The organism is Pseudoduganella sp. R-43, assembly GCF_049913255.1.
In the GTDB taxonomy this organism is placed as follows: domain Bacteria; phylum Pseudomonadota; class Gammaproteobacteria; order Burkholderiales; family Burkholderiaceae_D; genus Rugamonas.
The window spans coordinates 4,458,857-4,475,245 of the sequence record NZ_CP183988.1 but is presented as its reverse complement, the minus strand read 5'-3'; the positions used below and the strand labels follow the sequence as shown (position 1 = coordinate 4,475,245).

General features: G+C 64.8%; 16 protein-coding genes. 14 read left to right on the top strand and 2 right to left on the bottom strand.

What is annotated here, in order from left to right:
- Positions 1-194 precede the first annotated feature (194 nt).
- From ACN9M3_RS20140 to ACN9M3_RS20105, 8 genes are all read left to right on the top strand, one after another.
- Positions 195-569, top strand: coding sequence for a hypothetical protein (locus tag ACN9M3_RS20140; RefSeq protein WP_426162300.1), 375 nt, complete (start codon positions 195-197; stop codon positions 567-569).
- A gap of 77 nt (positions 570-646) precedes the next feature.
- Positions 647-1,897, top strand: a complete 1,251-nt coding sequence (locus ACN9M3_RS20135; protein WP_426318442.1) for a TolC family protein — start codon at positions 647-649, stop codon at positions 1,895-1,897.
- Positions 1,894-3,375 carry an efflux RND transporter periplasmic adaptor subunit gene (locus tag ACN9M3_RS20130; RefSeq protein ID WP_426318441.1) on the top strand — a complete coding sequence of 494 codons (1,482 nt, stop codon included), beginning with the start codon at positions 1,894-1,896 and terminating at the stop codon, positions 3,373-3,375. The genes ACN9M3_RS20135 and ACN9M3_RS20130 overlap by 4 nt, the downstream gene beginning before the upstream one ends.
- A complete protein-coding gene (locus tag ACN9M3_RS20125) occupies positions 3,372-6,506 on the top strand; it encodes an efflux RND transporter permease subunit (RefSeq protein WP_426318440.1) in 3,135 nt (1,044 codons plus the stop codon). Before ACN9M3_RS20130 ends, ACN9M3_RS20125 begins: the two co-directional genes overlap by 4 nt.
- Position 6,507: 1 nt before the next feature.
- The gene (locus tag ACN9M3_RS20120; RefSeq protein ID WP_426162295.1) at positions 6,508-6,855 is read left to right on the top strand and encodes a copper-binding protein; all 348 of its coding nucleotides are present in this window, start codon (positions 6,508-6,510) and stop codon (positions 6,853-6,855) included.
- A 6-nt stretch (positions 6,856-6,861) separates the two neighbouring features.
- The gene (locus tag ACN9M3_RS20115) at positions 6,862-7,215 is read left to right on the top strand and encodes a hypothetical protein (RefSeq protein ID WP_426162294.1); all 354 of its coding nucleotides are present in this window, start codon (positions 6,862-6,864) and stop codon (positions 7,213-7,215) included.
- 94 nt (positions 7,216-7,309) lie between these two features.
- The gene (locus tag ACN9M3_RS20110; protein WP_426318439.1) at positions 7,310-8,002 is read left to right on the top strand and encodes a PepSY domain-containing protein; all 693 of its coding nucleotides are present in this window, start codon (positions 7,310-7,312) and stop codon (positions 8,000-8,002) included.
- Positions 7,999-9,711 carry an FAD-binding oxidoreductase gene (locus ACN9M3_RS20105; RefSeq protein ID WP_426318438.1) on the top strand — a complete coding sequence of 571 codons (1,713 nt, stop codon included), beginning with the start codon at positions 7,999-8,001 and terminating at the stop codon, positions 9,709-9,711. The genes ACN9M3_RS20110 and ACN9M3_RS20105 overlap by 4 nt, the downstream gene beginning before the upstream one ends.
- A gap of 6 nt (positions 9,712-9,717) precedes the next feature.
- On the opposite strand, the gene ACN9M3_RS20100 is transcribed toward ACN9M3_RS20105, so the two are convergent.
- Positions 9,718-10,236, bottom strand: coding sequence for an Lrp/AsnC family transcriptional regulator (locus tag ACN9M3_RS20100; RefSeq protein ID WP_426318437.1), 519 nt, complete (start codon positions 10,234-10,236; stop codon positions 9,718-9,720).
- Between the two features lie 122 nt (positions 10,237-10,358).
- Here ACN9M3_RS20100 and hppD point away from each other — a divergent pair, with 122 nt between their 5' ends.
- A complete protein-coding gene (hppD, locus tag ACN9M3_RS20095) occupies positions 10,359-11,426 on the top strand; it encodes a 4-hydroxyphenylpyruvate dioxygenase (protein WP_426318436.1) in 1,068 nt (355 codons plus the stop codon).
- Here hppD and ACN9M3_RS20090 read toward each other — a convergent pair whose 3' ends face one another.
- Entirely contained in the window at positions 11,427-12,263 is an 837-nt protein-coding gene (locus ACN9M3_RS20090; protein WP_426318435.1) for a universal stress protein, read from the bottom strand. It lies immediately after the preceding gene.
- A gap of 93 nt (positions 12,264-12,356) precedes the next feature.
- On the opposite strand from ACN9M3_RS20090, the gene ACN9M3_RS20085 reads away from it, so the two are divergent.
- Genes ACN9M3_RS20085 through ACN9M3_RS20065 form a run of 5 tightly spaced genes read left to right on the top strand, consistent with a single transcriptional unit; the run spans position 12,357 to position 16,381 of the window.
- Positions 12,357-13,082: a substrate-binding periplasmic protein gene (locus tag ACN9M3_RS20085; protein WP_426318434.1), complete on the top strand. Its 726-nt coding sequence runs from the start codon at positions 12,357-12,359 to the stop codon at positions 13,080-13,082.
- A 15-nt stretch (positions 13,083-13,097) separates the two neighbouring features.
- Positions 13,098-13,592, top strand: coding sequence for a DinB family protein (locus ACN9M3_RS20080; RefSeq protein WP_426162287.1), 495 nt, complete (start codon positions 13,098-13,100; stop codon positions 13,590-13,592).
- A 9-nt stretch (positions 13,593-13,601) separates the two neighbouring features.
- Positions 13,602-13,922, top strand: a complete 321-nt coding sequence (locus ACN9M3_RS20075; protein WP_426162286.1) for a hypothetical protein — start codon at positions 13,602-13,604, stop codon at positions 13,920-13,922.
- A 54-nt stretch (positions 13,923-13,976) separates the two neighbouring features.
- Positions 13,977-15,206 carry a TolC family protein gene (locus ACN9M3_RS20070; protein ID WP_426162285.1) on the top strand — a complete coding sequence of 410 codons (1,230 nt, stop codon included), beginning with the start codon at positions 13,977-13,979 and terminating at the stop codon, positions 15,204-15,206.
- Positions 15,203-16,381 carry an efflux RND transporter periplasmic adaptor subunit gene (locus tag ACN9M3_RS20065; RefSeq protein WP_426318433.1) on the top strand — a complete coding sequence of 393 codons (1,179 nt, stop codon included), beginning with the start codon at positions 15,203-15,205 and terminating at the stop codon, positions 16,379-16,381. The genes ACN9M3_RS20070 and ACN9M3_RS20065 overlap by 4 nt, the downstream gene beginning before the upstream one ends.
- Positions 16,382-16,389: the final 8 nt, after the last annotated feature.

Sequence of the window (16,389 nt, the reverse complement as noted above, 5' to 3'; positions counted from 1 at the left end):
TTTCTGTGGAAAAGCCTGTTAACAAGCACCGGGGCTGCGCGTTAAGGCGATGATTTGAAAAAGAAAAATCGCGCTGCGTAATTAAATGGCAGCGCTGCCAATCCGCCCATGCACCAGCGCTTCCGCGGGCGACGGACGGCAGAATAATGGTGAAGTCATTGATCGATTGAGAGAAACGGTCTATTATCGCCCCCATGAAATTCCGCCGGACTTCCAGGATCGTGGCCGCTGTGGTGGCGCTGTTCAGCATGCTGTTCATGCAGCTTGCCGTGGCGTCCTATGCCTGTCCGACCGCCGGAAACCCGGTCGCCACCGGCGCCCAGTGCGCCGGCATGGACCCGGCGCAGCCCAGCCTGTGCAAGGCGAAGGCGAGCAACCTGGCCGCCAAGCAATCGCTGGACAAGCCCGATTTGCCGCCCGTGCTGCCATTCATCGCTGCCGACCTGGCAGGGACCGTGGTTGCCGACGCTTGGGCCCTCGAGTCCAGCGAAGGGGCTGCCGCGCCGCCAGATATGACGCGCAGTCTATCTCCGCCTCACTCCATAGAGCATTGCTGCTTCCGACATTGACCTTCCAGATTGCCTGATGACGTCTCGCGCCTGCCTGCGTGGCCTGCGCGTGGTTTCCTTTGCACTCTGGAGGTTTCATGTTTTCCCCATTTATCTGGCGCTGCCTTGCGTTTGGCTGCGCCCTGGCGTTCGCCGCCGAGGCTCCTGCGCTGACGCTGGCGCAGGCGCAGCAACGCGCCGTTGAGCGTTCGCGCCAACTGGCGGCGCAAGGCCATGCTGCCGATGCTGCACGCGACATGGCTGTCGCAGCGGCGCAATTGCCCGACCCGGTGCTGAAAGCCGGCGTCGACAACCTTCCCGTCAGCGGTGCGGATCGCTACCGCATCGGCGCGGATTCGATGACCATGCGCCGCATTGGCGTCATGCAGGAGCTGACCAGCCGCGACAAGCGCCGCTGGCGGGCTGCCCGCTTCGAGAGCGAAGCGGCGCGCAGCAAGGCCGCGGCCGAGGCGCTGGCGGCGAACATCCAGCGCGATACCGCGATCGCCTGGCTCGACCGCTACCATCTCGAGCGCATGAAAGCGGAACTGGCCCGGCAAGCCGCCCTGGCGCGCGACGAAATCGCGGCGGCGGAAGCGGCTTATCGTGGCGGCCGCGGCACCCAGTCCGGCCTGCTCGATGCGCGCGCGGCCTTGCTGGTGCTGGAGGATCGTGCAACGGAGCTGGGGCAGCAGGCGCGCAATGCCGCCATCATGCTCGCGCGCTGGACCGGCGAGCCGGTGGACGTGGCGCTCGATGGCAGCGTCGATACCGGCAGCATTGCCCTTGATCCGGCGAACCTGGAAGCGACGCTCGAGCATCACCCGCAGGTGGCGGTGCTGACGCGCCAGGCCGAACTGGCGCAGGCGGAAGCGGGACTGGCGCGCGCCAACCGCAGTGCCGACTGGACCGTTGAAGTGGCGCTGCAGCAGCGCGGGCCCGGCTATCCGGGCATGGTGTCGTTTGGCGTGTCGGTACCGCTGCAGTGGGATCGCGACCAACGCCAGGAGCGCGAGCTGTCGGCCCGGCTGTCGATGGCTGGGCAGGCGCAGGCCGAGCGCGACGAAGCGCTGCGCGAACACGTGGCGGAGATACGCAGCCAGTTGGCCGACTGGCAGACTGGCCGCGAGCGCATCGCGCGCTACGAGAAGGAGGTACTGCCGTTGGCGAGTGCGCGCACGGAGGCGGTCCTTGCCGCCTACCGTGGGGGCAAGGCTGGCCTGGTGGAGGTAATGGCGGCGCGCCGCTCGGAGAGCGAGCAGCGCCTGCAGGCATTGCAGCTCGAACGCGACAATGCGCGCACCTGGGCGCAACTGACGTACATCCAGCCGGCGAAAGGCCACCCATGAAGAAGAACGCAATGATCGCCGCCATTGTGGCGGCAGGCGCGCTGGGCGCCGTGGGTGCCATCGGCGGCTACCAGTTGGGCAAGCGACAGGCGGCGCCGGCACAGGCTCCAGTTGTGGTGGGCCGCAAGCCCTTGTACTGGCACGATCCAATGGTGCCTGGACAGAAATTCGACAAGCCGGGCAAGTCGCCGTATATGGACATGGCCCTGGTGCCGGTTTACGCCGACGAGGGCGGCGACGCCGGCACGGTCAGCATCAGCCCGCGCGTGCAGCAAAACCTTGGCGTACGCACGGCGCTGGTTTCCAGCGCCCCGTTGCCGCTGGCCGTGTCGGCGGTCGGCAACGTGGCTTTTGACGAGCGGGAAGTGGCGGTTGTCCAGTCCCGCTCGAACGGTTTTGTGGAACGCGTGATGGTACGCGCGCCGCTGGAGGCGGTGCGGCGCGGCCAGCCGCTGGCCGAGGTCACCATGCCGGACTGGGTGGCGGCGCAGGAAGAATTCCTGGCCGTGCGCCGCATGCAGGCTGGCGCTGCGCCGGGGCTGCTGGATGCTGCGCGCCAGCGCATGCGCCTGGCGGGCATGAGCGAACAGCAGGTGCAACAGGTGGAGGCGGGCGGCCGCGTGCTGGCGCGCCAGGTGCTGGTCGCGCCGCGTGCCGGCGTGGTGACGGAACTGGCCGCGCGCGAAGGCATGGCCGTCGCCGCCGGGGCGCCGCTATACAGCATCAATGGCCTGGAGACGGTGTGGGTGAATGCGGAGTTGCCGGAAAATGCGGTGGCGCAGGTACCGGTCGGCTCCGATGTCACGGCACGTGCCGCGGCCTTGCCGGACAAGGAGTTGCACGGCAAGGTGGCGGCGATCCTGCCGCAGGTGGATGCGGCGACGCGCACCATTCGCGCACGCATCGAGTTGTCCAATCCGGGCGGGCGGCTGGCGCCGGGCATGTTCGTGACGATGTCGTTTGCGCCGGGCCGGCGGCAGACAGCCTTGCTGGTGCCTTCGGAAGCGGTGATCCGCACCGGTACGCGCAACGTCGTGATGGTGGAAGAGGGGGCTGGCAAGTTCGCCCCGGTGCAGGTGGAGCTGGGCGCCGAGAGCAGCGGGCAAGTGGAAATCCGCGCCGGTTTGCAGGCTGGGCAGAAAGTGGCGGTCTCCGGGCAGTTCCTGGTCGACTCGGAAGCGAGCCTGAAAGGCAGCGGCCAGCGCATGGCCGGCCCGGCGCCGCTGGCGCATCGCGGCGAGGCGACTGTGGAAGCTGTGGATAAGGACGAGATCACCTTGTCGCATGGCCCGATCGCCACGCTCAAGTGGCCCGCCATGACGATGGCCTTCAAGCTGCCGCAAGGCGGCTTGCCGCTGCGTGTCGCGGCGGGCGACCATGTGAGCTTCGAGTTCGTGCAGCAGGCGGACGGCAGCTTCCAGGTTACGTCGATGGCGCCGGCTTCCGCTCCAACGCATCAGCACGGGGAGCAGAAATGATCGCGAAACTGATCCTGTGGTCGATCTGTAACCGATTCCTCGTGCTGCTGGCGTCCGTGCTGCTGGCAGGATGGGGCGCATGGGCGCTGCAGCGCACGCCGCTCGATGCGATTCCGGACCTGTCGGACGTGCAGGTCATCATTCGCACCAGCTTCCCCGGGCAGGCGCCGCAGATCGTCGAAAACCAGGTCACTTACCCCCTGACCACGCAGATGCTGTCGGTGCCGGGCGCGCGCACGGTGCGCGGCTATTCCTTTTTCGGCGATTCCTTTGTCTACGTGCTGTTCGAGGACGGCACCGACCCCTACTGGGCGCGTTCGCGCGTGCTGGAGTACCTGAACCAGGTGCAGTCACGACTGCCGCCGCAGGCGCGCGCCTCGCTGGGGCCAGATGCGACGGGCGTGGGCTGGGTGTTCGAGTATGCCCTGGTCGACCGCAGCGGCAAGCATGACCTGGCGCAGCTGCGCGCCTTGCAGGACTGGTTCCTCAAGTACGAACTGAAGGCGGTACCGAACGTGGCGGAGGTGGCCAGCCTTGGCGGCATGGTCAAGCAGTACCAGGTGCTGCTTGACCCGGCGCGGCTGCGCGCTTTCAATATCACGCACGGCAAGGCGATCGACGCGATCCGCCGCGCCAACCAGGAGACCGGCGGCTCGGTGCTGGAACTGGCGGAAGCGGAGTATATGGTGCGCGCATCGGGCTACCTGCGCTCGCTGGAAGACTTCCGCCAGATTCCCCTGACGGCCAGCGAGGGCGGCGTGGCGGTGCGCCTGGGCGACGTGGCAACCATCCAGCTCGGCCCGGAAATGCGGCGCGGCATCGCCGACTTGAATGGCGAGGGCGAAGTGGCGGGCGGCGTGATCGTCATGCGTTCCGGTAAAAACGCTTTGCAGACGATTGATGCCGTCAAGGCGCGCCTGGCGGCGCTCAAGGCCAGCCTGCCGCCGGGTGTGGAAATCGTGCCGGTGTACGACCGCTCCAACCTGATACGGCGTGCGGTCAGCAACCTCGAGACCAAGCTGGCGGAGGAATTCGTCGTCGTGGCCCTGGTCTGCGCCGTGTTCCTGTTCCACCTGCGCTCCGCACTGGTGGCCATCGTCTCGCTGCCGCTGGGCGTGCTGGCTGCCTACCTGATCATGCATTACCAAGGCGTCAATGCCAACATCATGTCCCTGGGCGGGATCGCGATTGCCATCGGCGCCATGGTCGATGCGGCGGTGGTGATGATCGAGAACGCCCACAAGCATATCGAAGCATGGCGCCATGCCCATCCCGGCAGGTCGCTGGAAGGCGAAGAACACTGGCAGGTGATTGCCGCGGCGGCTGCGGAAGTGGGGCCGGCGCTGTTCTTCTCGCTGCTGATCATCGTGCTGTCCTTCATCCCGGTGTTCACACTGGAAGCGCAGGAAGGGCGCCTGTTCGCCCCGCTCGCCTTCACCAAGACGTATGCGATGGCGGCGGCAGCGGGGCTGGCAGTGACGCTGATTCCGGTCCTCATGGGCTATCTGATTCGGGGCCGAATTCCCGACGAACATGCCAATCCCCTTAATCGCTGGCTGATTGCGGTGTACCGGCCCTTGCTCGAGCGCGTGCTGCAATGGCCGAAGGCCACGCTGGCCGTGGCGGCTGCGGTGGCGGTGCTGTCGCTCTGGCCGCTGGCGCACATGGGCGGCGAATTCATGCCGCCGCTGGACGAAGGCGATTTGCTGTACATGCCTTCGGCCTTGCCGGGCATTGGCGCGGGCAAGGTGCAGCAGCTGCTGCAGCAGACCGACCGGATGATCAAGACAGTGCCGGAAGTACAAAGCGTCTTCGGCAAGGCAGGCCGCGCGGAGTCGGCCACCGACCCGGCGCCGCTGGAAATGTTCGAGACCACCATCCAGTTCAAGCCGCGCGACCAGTGGCGGCCGGGCATGACACCGGACAAGCTGGTGGCGGAGCTGGACCGCATCGTCAAGGTGCCGGGCCTGGCCAACATCTGGGTGCCGCCGATCCGCAACCGGATCGACATGCTCGCGACCGGCATCAAGAGCCCGGTCGGCATCAAGGTGTCGGGCGCCAGCCTGCAGGAGATCGACCGCATCGCCGCCGAGATCGAGCGCGTGGTGCGGCCGGTGGCGGGCGTGTCGTCGGCGCTGGCGGAACGCCTGAACGGAGGGCGCTACATTGATGTGGCAATCGACCGAGCGGCAGCGGGGCGCTACGGCCTGAATATCGATGAAGTGCAAAGCATTATCGCCAGCGCGGTGGGCGGCGACAACGTCGGCGAAACCGTTGAAGGCCTGCAGCGCTTTCCCATCAACGTACGCTACCCGCGCGAACTGCGCGATTCGCTGGAGAGCCTGCGCGCCTTGCCGCTGCTGACGGAGCGTGGCGCACAGCTGCGTCTTGCCGACGTGGCCACGGTGCGCATCAGCGATGGCCCGCCGATGCTGCGCAGCGAAAATGCCCGGCTCTCGGGCTGGGTGTACGTGGACATCCATGGCCGCGACTTGCGCTCTGCCGTGCAGGAAATGCAGCGAGCCGTCGCAGCCGGCGTCAAGCTGCCGCCTGGCTATTCGGTGTCGTGGTCGGGCCAGTTCGAGTACCTGGAGCGCGCAACGGCGCGCCTGCAGGTGGTGGTGCCCGCTACGCTGCTGATTATCTTCGTGCTGCTGTACCTGACGTTCCGCCGCGCCGACGAGGCAGCGCTGATCATGGCCACGCTGCCGTTTGCATTGGCTGGTGGGGTATGGCTCCTGTGGGGGCTCGGCCATAACCTGTCGGTGGCTACCGGCGTTGGTTTTATCGCCCTGGCCGGCGTGGCGGCCGAATTCGGCGTGATCATGCTGCTTTATCTCAAACATGCGTGGGAAGCGCGCGAAGCGGCAGGGCGCCACGGCGAGGCGGAGCTGCTGGACGCCATTCGTGAAGGCGCGGTGTTGCGGGTGCGGCCGAAAGCCATGACGGTGACGGTCATCGTGGCTGGCCTGGTGCCGATCATGGTGGGAGCCGGTACGGGGTCTGAAATCATGCAGCGCATTGCTGCACCGATGGTGGGGGGAATGTTGTCCGCGCCCCTGCTATCGTTATTTGTCGTACCTGCGGCATACTTGCTGCTTCGGCGGCGCAAACAATCTATGGAGAATTAATATGAAAGCAATCCACACCACCCTGCAAGCAGCAATCCTGGCGGCAGCCGTCATGGCCGGCGTGCCAGCGATGGCCGACCATGGCGGACACGCCGACCATGACCAGCAGGCGACAAGCGCCGTGGCCGATACCACCGATGGCGAAATCAAGAAAGTCGACAAGCCATCCGGCAAGCTGACCATCAAGCACGGCGAACTGAAAAACCTCGGCATGGGTGCGATGACGATGGTATTCCGCGTCAAGGACGCCGCCATGCTGGACAAGGTGAAAGCCGGCGACAAGGTGCGCTTCACCGTTGAAAATGCCAATGGCGCCATGACGGTCACCGCCATCGAAGTTGCGAAGTAAAAAAGCATGAACCGATTCGTCAGGACATGGATGCTGTGGCTGCTGATGCTGGCCTTGCCCCTGCAAGCGCTGGCCAGCGTCGTGCAACTGTCTTGCGAAATCGGCGAGCACCAGCCCAGGCAGTCGCTGCGCCATGACGTCAAAGCGGTAAAGAAGGGCGCCAGCGTGCTGCAGGACGTGGGCCATACGGCTTGCGGCGCCTGCGTCACTTGCTGCTGCGCTTCGGCCGCATTGCCGGACCCGAACGTCGCGTCGGCGTCCTGGGACGGCACCGACCCGCACTTTGGCTTGCTGCCGGCTTGCCATGCCAGCCATATCCCCGATGGCCCGGAACGCCCCCCGCGCCACCACGCTTCCTGAGTTTCCAGGATTTTCCACAAGAGGCGCCGCCTTGCGCGGCGGAGGATAGGCTGCACGCCATGGTTGCGTGCGGCGGGCAAAGAAAGAGGACTTTATGAAACAGGCATTCTGGTCACGCCGGCTACACAAGTGGCTTGGCCTGCTGGTCGGCATCCAGGCTTTGTTCTGGATGGCGAGCGGCGTGTATATGGCCGCAATTTCGATCGACATTATCCACGGCGACCACCTGTCGCACGTGGAGCGGCCTGCAGTGGAGGCGAAAGCCGTCGCGCTGCAGCCGTCGCAGCTGGCGGCGCAATTCCCCGGCATGACAGGCTTTCGCCTGAAGCATTTGCTGGAGCGGGAAGTGTATGAGGTGAAGTTCGCCGGCGGCATCGGCCTGGTGGACGCGGCCAGCGGCAAGCAACTGGATCCGCTGGACCAGGCGCAGGCACTGAAACTGGCGCAACAAGCGTACATGGGCGATGGCAGCGTGAGCGGCATTCAATTACTCCGGGAATTGCCGAAAGAGGTCGCTACGCGCCGCGCGCCGTTATGGCGCGTCGACTTTGACGACTCCAATGGCAGCAGCCTTTACGTGTCTCCATCCACAGGGGAAGTGGTGGCGCAGCGTCATTCCCTGTGGCGGGCCTATGATTTCCTGTGGATGCTGCACATCATGGATTACGACAAGCGCAGCAACGTCAACAACACGCTGTTGCGCAGCGTTTCCATTGCCGGCACCCTGTTCGCGTTGAGCGGGATCTGGCTGCTGTGGTTCACCGTGCGCAGGAGGGCCGCGAAATGACGCCGTTACTGCGGAAAATGCATAAATGGGTCGGGCTGGTCGTCGGACTGCAGTTCCTGCTCTGGCTGGTGAGCGGCATGGTCATGAGCCTGCTGGACCAGGACGTGGTCGAAGGCATGGCCCATCGGGCGCCGCTGAAGGCGGCTGCGGAGTGGCCGAGAACCGGCCTGGTGGCGCCGGCCGACGTGCTGGCGGCTTCGCGCAAGCCGGTGGAATCGATCGACAGCCGCTGGCTGCTGCAAGTGCCGGCTTACCTGCTGAAGAACGGCGAGGGTAGCTGGCTGCTGGATGCGCGCAACGGCGCGCCGCTTGCGGTCGGCGCTGACCAGGCGCTGGAAGTGGCGCGTGCCGATTATGTTGGCGAAGGAAAGGCCGGGCAGCCGCAATGGGTGGCGAAACCGACGCTGGAGATTCGCAAGCATCGCGGGGCAAGCTGGCGTGTTGATTTCGATGACGCGGACGCCACGACGATTTACGTGTCCGCCGTCGATGGCCGCATCCTGGAGCGGCGCAACGCCACGTGGCGCCTGTTCGACATCGCATGGATGCTGCACATCATGGACTATGGTGGCCGTGAAGATTTCAACAATTCGCTGCTGCTGATGGCTGCATTGGGCGGCTTGTGGATGGCGCTGAGTGGCATATGGCTGCTGTGCACCAGCCTGCGCCTGCACGATTTCGTCCCGGCACGCCTGCTGCCGGCGCGGCAGGTGACCGTGCTCGATGAGGGCGGAAAGCGCATCGGCATCGTCAAATCCCGCCACGGCGATTCGGTGTTCGATGCGCTGGCGCGCGCGGGGATACGGCTGCCGTCCAACTGCGGCGGCGGCCAAAGCTGCGGGCTGTGCGAGGTGCGCGCCTGCCATAACGCGCCGCCGGCATCGTCGTCCGATGGCGATCACATTCCGGACCAGCGCCTGCGCCGAGGCCACCGGCTGGCCTGCGGCATGGCGGTGACCTCCGATATGGAAATCGCGGTCAGCCATGGTGCGGCACTGATGGTCAGCCGCACGGCAACGGTGGAGCGCGTGCGCGAGATCACGCCGACCCTGCGTGAAGTGGTGCTGCGCCCGGACCAGAAAGCGGGCGCCGATTTCCGCCCCGGCAGCTATGTGCAGCTTCACATTCCCCGTGCGCGCGGGCTGTTCGGGCCCCGCAAGTCCTTGCGCCGGTCTTATTCGCTGTCGCTGCCGGTCGCACAGGCCGGCGGCTGCGTGACGCTGCTGGTGCGGCACGTCGCCGGTGGTATCGGCTCGTCGTACGTGCACGCGCTGAAAGAGGGGGAGCAAGTCGCGTTCAATGGACCGTTTGGCGAATTCGCCTTGCGCCGGGGCCGGAACGAAAAAGTCTTCATCGGCGGCGGGGCCGGCATGGCGCCGTTACGCTCAATGATTCGCGCGCAGCTGGAATCCGGCGCGAAGGAGGCCGTGCGCTTCTGGTATGGGGCGCGTGCTGCGGACGAAGTGCCGTATCGTGAAGAATTTGACGAACTGGCGCTGCGCTACCCGCATTTCAGCTGGCACGTGGTGCTGTCCGACAATGGCCGCAAGGTGCATGAAGTGGTGCGCGACGAGTTTCTTGCGCAGCAGCCGCAGGCCCGCGATTGCGACTTCTATGTTTGCGGGCCGCCCGCGATGCTGCATGCCACGCGCGAAATGCTGAAGGAGCAGGGCGCGCAGCGGGTGTCGTTCGACGACTTCAAGATCTAGCTGTCGTCAAGTGCGGGCGAACTCGATGCGCTGCTTGCGCGGGTTCGGCCGCACGATGTGCTCCAGCGGCAGCACGGTGGACTGCTTGATCTTCTTCAGCGCGATGTTGGATTTGACGTTGACCACGCCGGGCAGCAGCAGGATTTCCTTCATCATCAGGTCGGCGAAGGATGCCAGGTCGTGCGATACGACGCGCGCCACGTAGTCTGCTTCACCGGTCACGGAGAAGCACTCCATCACTTCAGGCACATCGCGGATCGCCTTTTCGAAGGCGTCGCCGCGCTTCTCGCCGTGGCGGTCCAGTGTGATATGGACGAAGGCCATTACGTCCAATCCCACCGTGGTCGGTTCCAGCACGGCTGCATAATGGTCGATGATCCCTGCCTCGCGCAGGCGCTGCACGCGCCGCCCAACCTGCGACACCGATAAATGCAGCACTTCAGCCAGGGCGGCGTTGGTCGCCTCCCCATTGCGCTGAAGCTCGTTCAGCAGGGACAGGTCGTGGCGGTCGACGGTAATCATCATCAGTTCCTTTGTTGGTGCGCAAAATGCGCATATATAGCGTCGTCAAGTGCTCATAATGCGCAAAAAATCCAGAAGCAGTGCGTAGTATATCCGTTATCTACACACCTTTCCGGAGACAGCAAATGACCGACTCACTGTGGGACAACCCGATGGGCACCGACGGCTTCGAATTCATCGAATACGCGGCGCCGGACCCAGTCGCAATGGGCAAGACTTTCGAAGCCATGGGCTTTACCGCGGTGGCGCGCCATCGCAGCAAGGATGTGACCCTGTACCGCCAGGGCGAAGTCAACTTCCTGCTGAACGCTGAAAAGGATTCCTTCGCACAGCGCTTCGCCGAACTGCACGGCCCATCGGTCTGCGCCATCGGCTTCCGCGTGAAAGATGCCGCCTATGCCTACAAGCGCGCGCTGCGACTTGGCGCCTGGGGCTTTGAGAGCAAGGCCGGCCCGATGGAACTGAACCTGCCGGCCATCAAAGGCATCGGCGATTCGCTGATCTACCTGGTGGACCGCTGGCCGGGCAACGGCAATATCAGCATTTACGACGTCGATTTCGAGCCGATTCCGGGTGTCGACCAGAACCCGAAAGGCCATGGCCTGACCTACATCGACCACCTGACCCACAACGTGCACCGAGGCCGCATGGGCGAATGGGCCGAGTTCTACGAGCGCCTGTTCAACTTCCGCGAAGTGCGCTATTTCGATATCGAAGGCCAGGTCACCGGCGTGAAGTCGAAGGCCATGACTAGCCCTTGCGGCAAGCTGCGCATCCCGATCAACGAGGAAGGCACAGACCGCCCCGGCCAGATCCAGGAATACCTCGATGCGTATCGCGGCGAAGGCATCCAGCACATTGCCATGGGCAGCGACAACCTGTACGCGACCGTGGACAGCCTGCGCGGCGCCGGTGTGAAGCTGCTCGACACCATCGACACTTACTACGAACTGGTCGACCGGCGCATCCCCGGCCATGGCGAGCAGCTGCAGGCCCTGCGCGAGCGCAAGATCCTGATTGACGGCAAGCCAGGCGACCTGCTGCTGCAGATCTTCTCCGAAAACCAGCTTGGCCCGGTGTTCTTCGAGTTCATCCAGCGCAAGGGCAACCAGGGCTTCGGCGAAGGCAACTTCAAAGCCCTGTTCGAGTCGATTGAGCTGGACCAGATGCGCCGCGGCGTGCTGACCGCGTAATCAATGCGCCATCAATACTGGCAGCGTCGCCGTTGCCAGTATGGTGCGCGTGGCGCCGCCCAGCATCATTTCACGGAAGCGGCTATGGCCGTAGGCGCCCATCACCAGCAGGTCGACATTGAAGTCGGCTGCCAGCGACAGGATGGCCTTGCCGGGATCGGCCGGCTCTGGCCTGCGCAGGACTTCCACATTCACGCCGTGCCGCGCCAGGTAGAGGGCGATATCGGCTCCCGGCGATTCGCCCAGGGTATCGGCGCTATTGCCCAGCACTGCCAGCGTGACCTGTTCCGCGCCGCGCAACAGGGGCAGGGCGGCTGTGACGGCCTTTGCCGCCTCCACGCTGCCGTTCCAGGCCACCATCACGCGCTTGCCGATGGTCGGGAAGCGTCCCGTACGCGGCACCAGCAGTACCGGGCGGCCGCAATTCAATAGCACGTAATCCGGCAGGTCCGGCAGCAGGCTATCCTGATTGTCGTCGGCGGCTGCAGCCTGTCCCAGTACCACGAGGTCGGCGTAGCGCGCCTGCATGCACAGGCCGGCATATTCGTCGTCGTTGCTGCTGCGCGCTTCGAAAGACTGGACGCCAAGGCGGTCGGCCTGGGACTTGAATTGCTCCAGCGCCAGTTGCACGCGCTCCTCGGCACGGCGCAGGTAGTCGGCCAGGAATACGCCGCTGCCTTCGTAACTGCGGCCTGCCAGCATCGAGCGTGGCATGCCGGTCATCGCGGCGCCGACCAGGTGGGCTTCTTCACGCGCGGCGATGGCTGCCGCCAGCGCGATGCGGGCTTCGGCGTTGGCCGCCCGGTCGGCATGGACTACGATGGTGCGGTAAGACATGATGTCCTCCTGTGTTGATGTTGGTACAAGTGTGCGCCCGATTGCCACGCATGATCCATGACTTGGGTCAAGCTCGTCTGATATCATGTCTTTATGTTACGTTCTTGTCTCGCGCCTTCCTGCCTGTTGCTTGCCTTGAGCCCTGCAGCAGTTGCCGGCCAGGGGGAAGTGGTGTTTGTCGCCGCGACCAACCACAATATGCCCTTGTCCCGTTTCCAGGACGGGGAGATGGTCGATGGCCTGCTGAAGGACCTTGGCGACGGCATTGCGCATCGCATGGGGCGGCAGGCGCGTTACGTCAGCGTTCCCGCCAAGCGGGTGGCCGAATACTTGGCCAGCGGACGGGCCGATGGCGTCTGCTACGTACTGCCGCGCTGGCTGCCCGGCACTTTCAACTGGAGCCAGCCGCTGATGCCCGATGCAGGCGTGCTGGTGTCACGGCCGGAAGCGCCTGCGGTACGGGCACTATCCGACCTGGCCAACAAGCCGGTCGGCACGGTGCTGGGGTATTCCTATTCGATGATCGATGCCGCGCTGGGACGTGCGTTCGTGCGCGAGGATGCGCCTTCGATGGAGCTGAATATCTCGAAGATCCAGCATGGCCGCATGCAATACGCCATCATGGGCCGCATGACGGCGGAATACCTGATGCGCGCAGAGCCCCAGCACAAGCTGCGGATCGACTTCGAGTTTGATCCCTTCAAGGCGCAATGTGCGTTCTCGAAAAAATCTGCAATCCCGTTCGACGATGTCCAGCGCGCCATCGGCGGCCTGGTCTCCGATGGCAGCATCGACCGGCTGCTGCGCCGCTATCGCTAACTACACTTGAAAACCATGTCACTGCCCATTCTCAAAACACTGTTCGACTACAAGGCCTGGGCCAATGTCGAACTGTTCGACGTGCTGGCGTCCGTTACTTCGGAAGCAGACCTGCACACCGCCATCCGTACCCTGAATCATATCTACGTCGTCGACCGGATCTTCCGCGCGCACCTGCTCGGCGAGGCGCATGGCTACGAGGCCACCAACACCATGGCCACGCCGGCTTTGGCGGAGCTGCGCGCTGCAGTCATCGAAACGGACGGCTGGTACCAGCAGTATGTCGCCAGCCTGGATGAAGCTGCGCTGTCCGCAAGGCTGCAGTTCAGGTTCACCGACGGCGACACCGGCCAGATGTCGCGCGAGGAAATGCTGATGCATGTGATTACCCATGGTGGTTATCACCGCGGCAACGTGGGCCAGGTGCTCAAGAATATCTCGGTGACGCCGCCGCGCGATATCCTGACGAAATTCCTGCACGTCAGCGAACCGGGGCGCCGCTTGCTATAATCTGGCCAAATGAATATCCGGCGCTTCCTCGTTATCCTGCTGTTACTAGTGCTGCCGCTCCAGGCGACCCTGGCGGCGACGGATAGCTGCTGTCTGAAAATCAATGTGTCGCAGTTCGACGAGCATGTGGCTGCGGCGGCTGATTCGGCAGGCTCGGATAGTGCCTGCTGCACGCAGTGCGACTTCTGCCATCACTCGCATGCGCCGTTTGTCGCCAACCTGGTTGACGGGCGCCAGCAAGTCGATTCGATCGCTCCGGTGCCTTCGCCGGAGCCGCCTTTCCATTCCTTCATCCCGGATATTCCTCCGCGTCCCGACAGGCTCCGCTGATTGATCCGGCTGCCGCATGCAGCCGTTCCCCATCAATCATCAAGGAGCAACATCGTGAAAGCCATTTACGTGCCCTTGCTGGCGGCCATTTGCCTGGCCCCCGCGTGGGCGCAACCATCATTGACGCTTGCCGAAGCGCTGGAACGTGCGCGGCAAGGCAATCCCGAGCTGCGGGCGCTGACGCTGGAAGTCGCAGCCGTCGACGCGGCCGGACGGCAGGCAGCTTTGCTGCCCAATCCTTCGCTGGACTACCTGCGCGAAGGGAAAACCAGCGAGAGCGGTTCTTCGACCGTCCAGCTATCAATCCCGCTTGAACTGGGCGGCAAGCGCGCCGCGCGCATGGAGGCGGCGCAGGCTGGCAGCCGTACGGCGGCACTGGATCTGGCCGTCGGCCGGGCGCGAATCGAGGCGGAAGTGGTCGCCGCCTACCAGCAAACATGGCTCGCGCAGCAGCATGTTGCGTTGGCTATGCAGGTCAGCGAAAGCGGGCGCCGCTCCAGCGAAGCCGCCGCGCGCCGCGTATTGGCGGGCAAGGTGTCGCCGGTGGAAGAGGCTCGAGCCCGCGTGGCGGAAGCCAACTGGCGCATCGAGGGCGTGACAGCGCAGCGCGAACTGGACGAGGCGCGTATCAGGCTGGCCAGCCTGCTCGGCAACACCGGTAGCGAAATCGGGGTGCTGGCGGCGCCTGCCTCGCCAGCCGAAGCCGGCCTCCCCGCCGGACAGCTGGAAGACCTGATTGATTCCGCGCCAGCCATCGAGCGGGCCATTGCCGAAGTCGAGGCGGGCAAGGCGTCCCTGCGTATGGAGCGCGCCGCACGCATGCCGGACGTTTCGCTGATCGTCGGCAGCAAGCGCAGCGAAGGTCCGGAGCGCGACCGCGTCCGCCAGAACATCATCGGACTGTCCGTCCCACTGCCGCTGTTTAATCGCAACCAGGGCGCGATCCTGGCAGCGCAACGCCGTGCCGACAAGGCCGGCGCGGAGCTGGAAGCGACTCGCCAGCGTATTCGCACAGAGGCCATGCAGGCCCATGCTCGCATGCAGGCGGCCGTGCAGCAGGAACGCCTGGTGCGCGAAGACGTGCTGCCCGGCGCCCAATATGCTGCCGATGCGGCGATGAAAGGCTTCGAAGCCGGCAAATTCAATTACGTCGAAGTGCTCGATGCCCAGCGCACCTGGGTGCAGGCGCAGGGCCAGCACCTGCGGGCCATTTCGGACTTCTATCGCGCCCGGGCCGACCTGGCCAAGCTGGTTGGCAACCTGGACATCAAGGATTCAAAATGAACAAGCGTCAAAAAATCACCATTGCGGCCATGGTGGCCGTTGCCGCCCTGTTTGCGGGCGCAGTTCTGGGCTGGGAGCGCATCGCGCCGGCCGCGAAAGCCGGTGCCGAGGCGAGCGAACACCACGAGGAACATCCTGCCGGCACGCAGTCAATCCCGTTCACCGACGCGCAGGTTGCGGCGGCCGATATCCAAGTGCGTACGGCCGGCGCGGCGCGCCTGGAAACCTTCGTTCGCCTGCCGGGCGAAGTCAAACTGAATGAGGATCGCACTGCGCACGTCACGCCGCGCGTGGACGGCATTGTGCAGGAAGTGCAGGCCAATCTTGGCCAGCAGGTACGCAGGGGCGAGCTACTGGCGGTGCTGGCCAGCGCCGACGTATCCGAGCAGCGCAGCAGCCTGGCCGCCGCCGAAAAGCGTGCAGCGCTGGCCCACTCGGTCTACGAGGCCGAAAAGAAGCTTTGGGAAGACAAGGTCTCGGCGCGCCAGGACTACCTGAAGGCGGAGCAGGAGTGGCATGAAGCCAGCATCGCCGTGCAGAATGCGCGCCAAAAGCTGGTGGCCATCGGCGCTGGCGGTTCCGGCAAGGGGCCATACAACCGCCTCGAAATCCGGGCGCCTTTCGATGGCCTGATCGTCGACAAGCACATTGCAGTTGGCGAGGCGGTCGGCGCGGAAACCAAGGTATTCACGGTTTCCGACCTGCGCCAGGTATGGGCGGAAGTCGTGGTGCCTGCGAAGGACCTCGAAATCGTCAAGGTCGGCACGGAAGCCGTGTTGCACTCGGCCGCCTCGAATGCCGCGGTCAAAGGCAGGGTGAGTTTCGTCAGCGCCCTGATCGGCGAACAGACCCGCGCCGCCCGCGCCCGCGTTGTGCTGGACAATCCGGAGTTGGCATGGCGTCCCGGCCTGTTCGTGGATGTCGACGTGATCACCGGTTCAGCCGAAGTGCCGGTCGCGGTGGAAAAGGAAGCACTGCAAGTGCTGAACGGCACGCAGGTCGTCTTCCAGCGCGATGGCCAGGCGTTCACGCCGGTGCCGGTCACGGTCGGCCGTTCCGACGGCAAGCTGGTGGAGATCACTGCCGGCCTGCGCAAGGCTGCGCAGTATGCCGCCGCCCACAGTTTCACCATCAAGGCGGAGCAGGGCAAGGGCGCTGCAGAGCATGAAGACTAAGGAGCCGC

What these genes read in the sequence shown, in the direction of transcription:
- ACN9M3_RS20140 (WP_426162300.1), top strand. Translation starts at nt 195, where the DNA reads ATGAAATTCCGCCGGACTTCCAGGATCGTGGCCGCTGTGGTGGCGCTG.
- ACN9M3_RS20135 (WP_426318442.1), top strand. Translation starts at nt 647, where the DNA reads ATGTTTTCCCCATTTATCTGGCGCTGCCTTGCGTTTGGCTGCGCCCTG.
- ACN9M3_RS20130 (WP_426318441.1), top strand. Translation starts at nt 1,894, where the DNA reads ATGAAGAAGAACGCAATGATCGCCGCCATTGTGGCGGCAGGCGCGCTG.
- ACN9M3_RS20125 (WP_426318440.1), top strand. Translation starts at nt 3,372, where the DNA reads ATGATCGCGAAACTGATCCTGTGGTCGATCTGTAACCGATTCCTCGTG.
- ACN9M3_RS20120 (WP_426162295.1), top strand. Translation starts at nt 6,508, where the DNA reads ATGAAAGCAATCCACACCACCCTGCAAGCAGCAATCCTGGCGGCAGCC.
- ACN9M3_RS20115 (WP_426162294.1), top strand. Translation starts at nt 6,862, where the DNA reads ATGAACCGATTCGTCAGGACATGGATGCTGTGGCTGCTGATGCTGGCC.
- ACN9M3_RS20110 (WP_426318439.1), top strand. Translation starts at nt 7,310, where the DNA reads ATGAAACAGGCATTCTGGTCACGCCGGCTACACAAGTGGCTTGGCCTG.
- ACN9M3_RS20105 (WP_426318438.1), top strand. Translation starts at nt 7,999, where the DNA reads ATGACGCCGTTACTGCGGAAAATGCATAAATGGGTCGGGCTGGTCGTC.
- ACN9M3_RS20100 (WP_426318437.1), bottom strand. Translation starts at nt 10,236, where the DNA reads ATGATGATTACCGTCGACCGCCACGACCTGTCCCTGCTGAACGAGCTT.
- hppD (WP_426318436.1), top strand. Translation starts at nt 10,359, where the DNA reads ATGACCGACTCACTGTGGGACAACCCGATGGGCACCGACGGCTTCGAA.
- ACN9M3_RS20090 (WP_426318435.1), bottom strand. Translation starts at nt 12,263, where the DNA reads ATGTCTTACCGCACCATCGTAGTCCATGCCGACCGGGCGGCCAACGCC.
- ACN9M3_RS20085 (WP_426318434.1), top strand. Translation starts at nt 12,357, where the DNA reads ATGTTACGTTCTTGTCTCGCGCCTTCCTGCCTGTTGCTTGCCTTGAGC.
- ACN9M3_RS20080 (WP_426162287.1), top strand. Translation starts at nt 13,098, where the DNA reads ATGTCACTGCCCATTCTCAAAACACTGTTCGACTACAAGGCCTGGGCC.
- ACN9M3_RS20075 (WP_426162286.1), top strand. Translation starts at nt 13,602, where the DNA reads ATGAATATCCGGCGCTTCCTCGTTATCCTGCTGTTACTAGTGCTGCCG.
- ACN9M3_RS20065 (WP_426318433.1), top strand. Translation starts at nt 15,203, where the DNA reads ATGAACAAGCGTCAAAAAATCACCATTGCGGCCATGGTGGCCGTTGCC.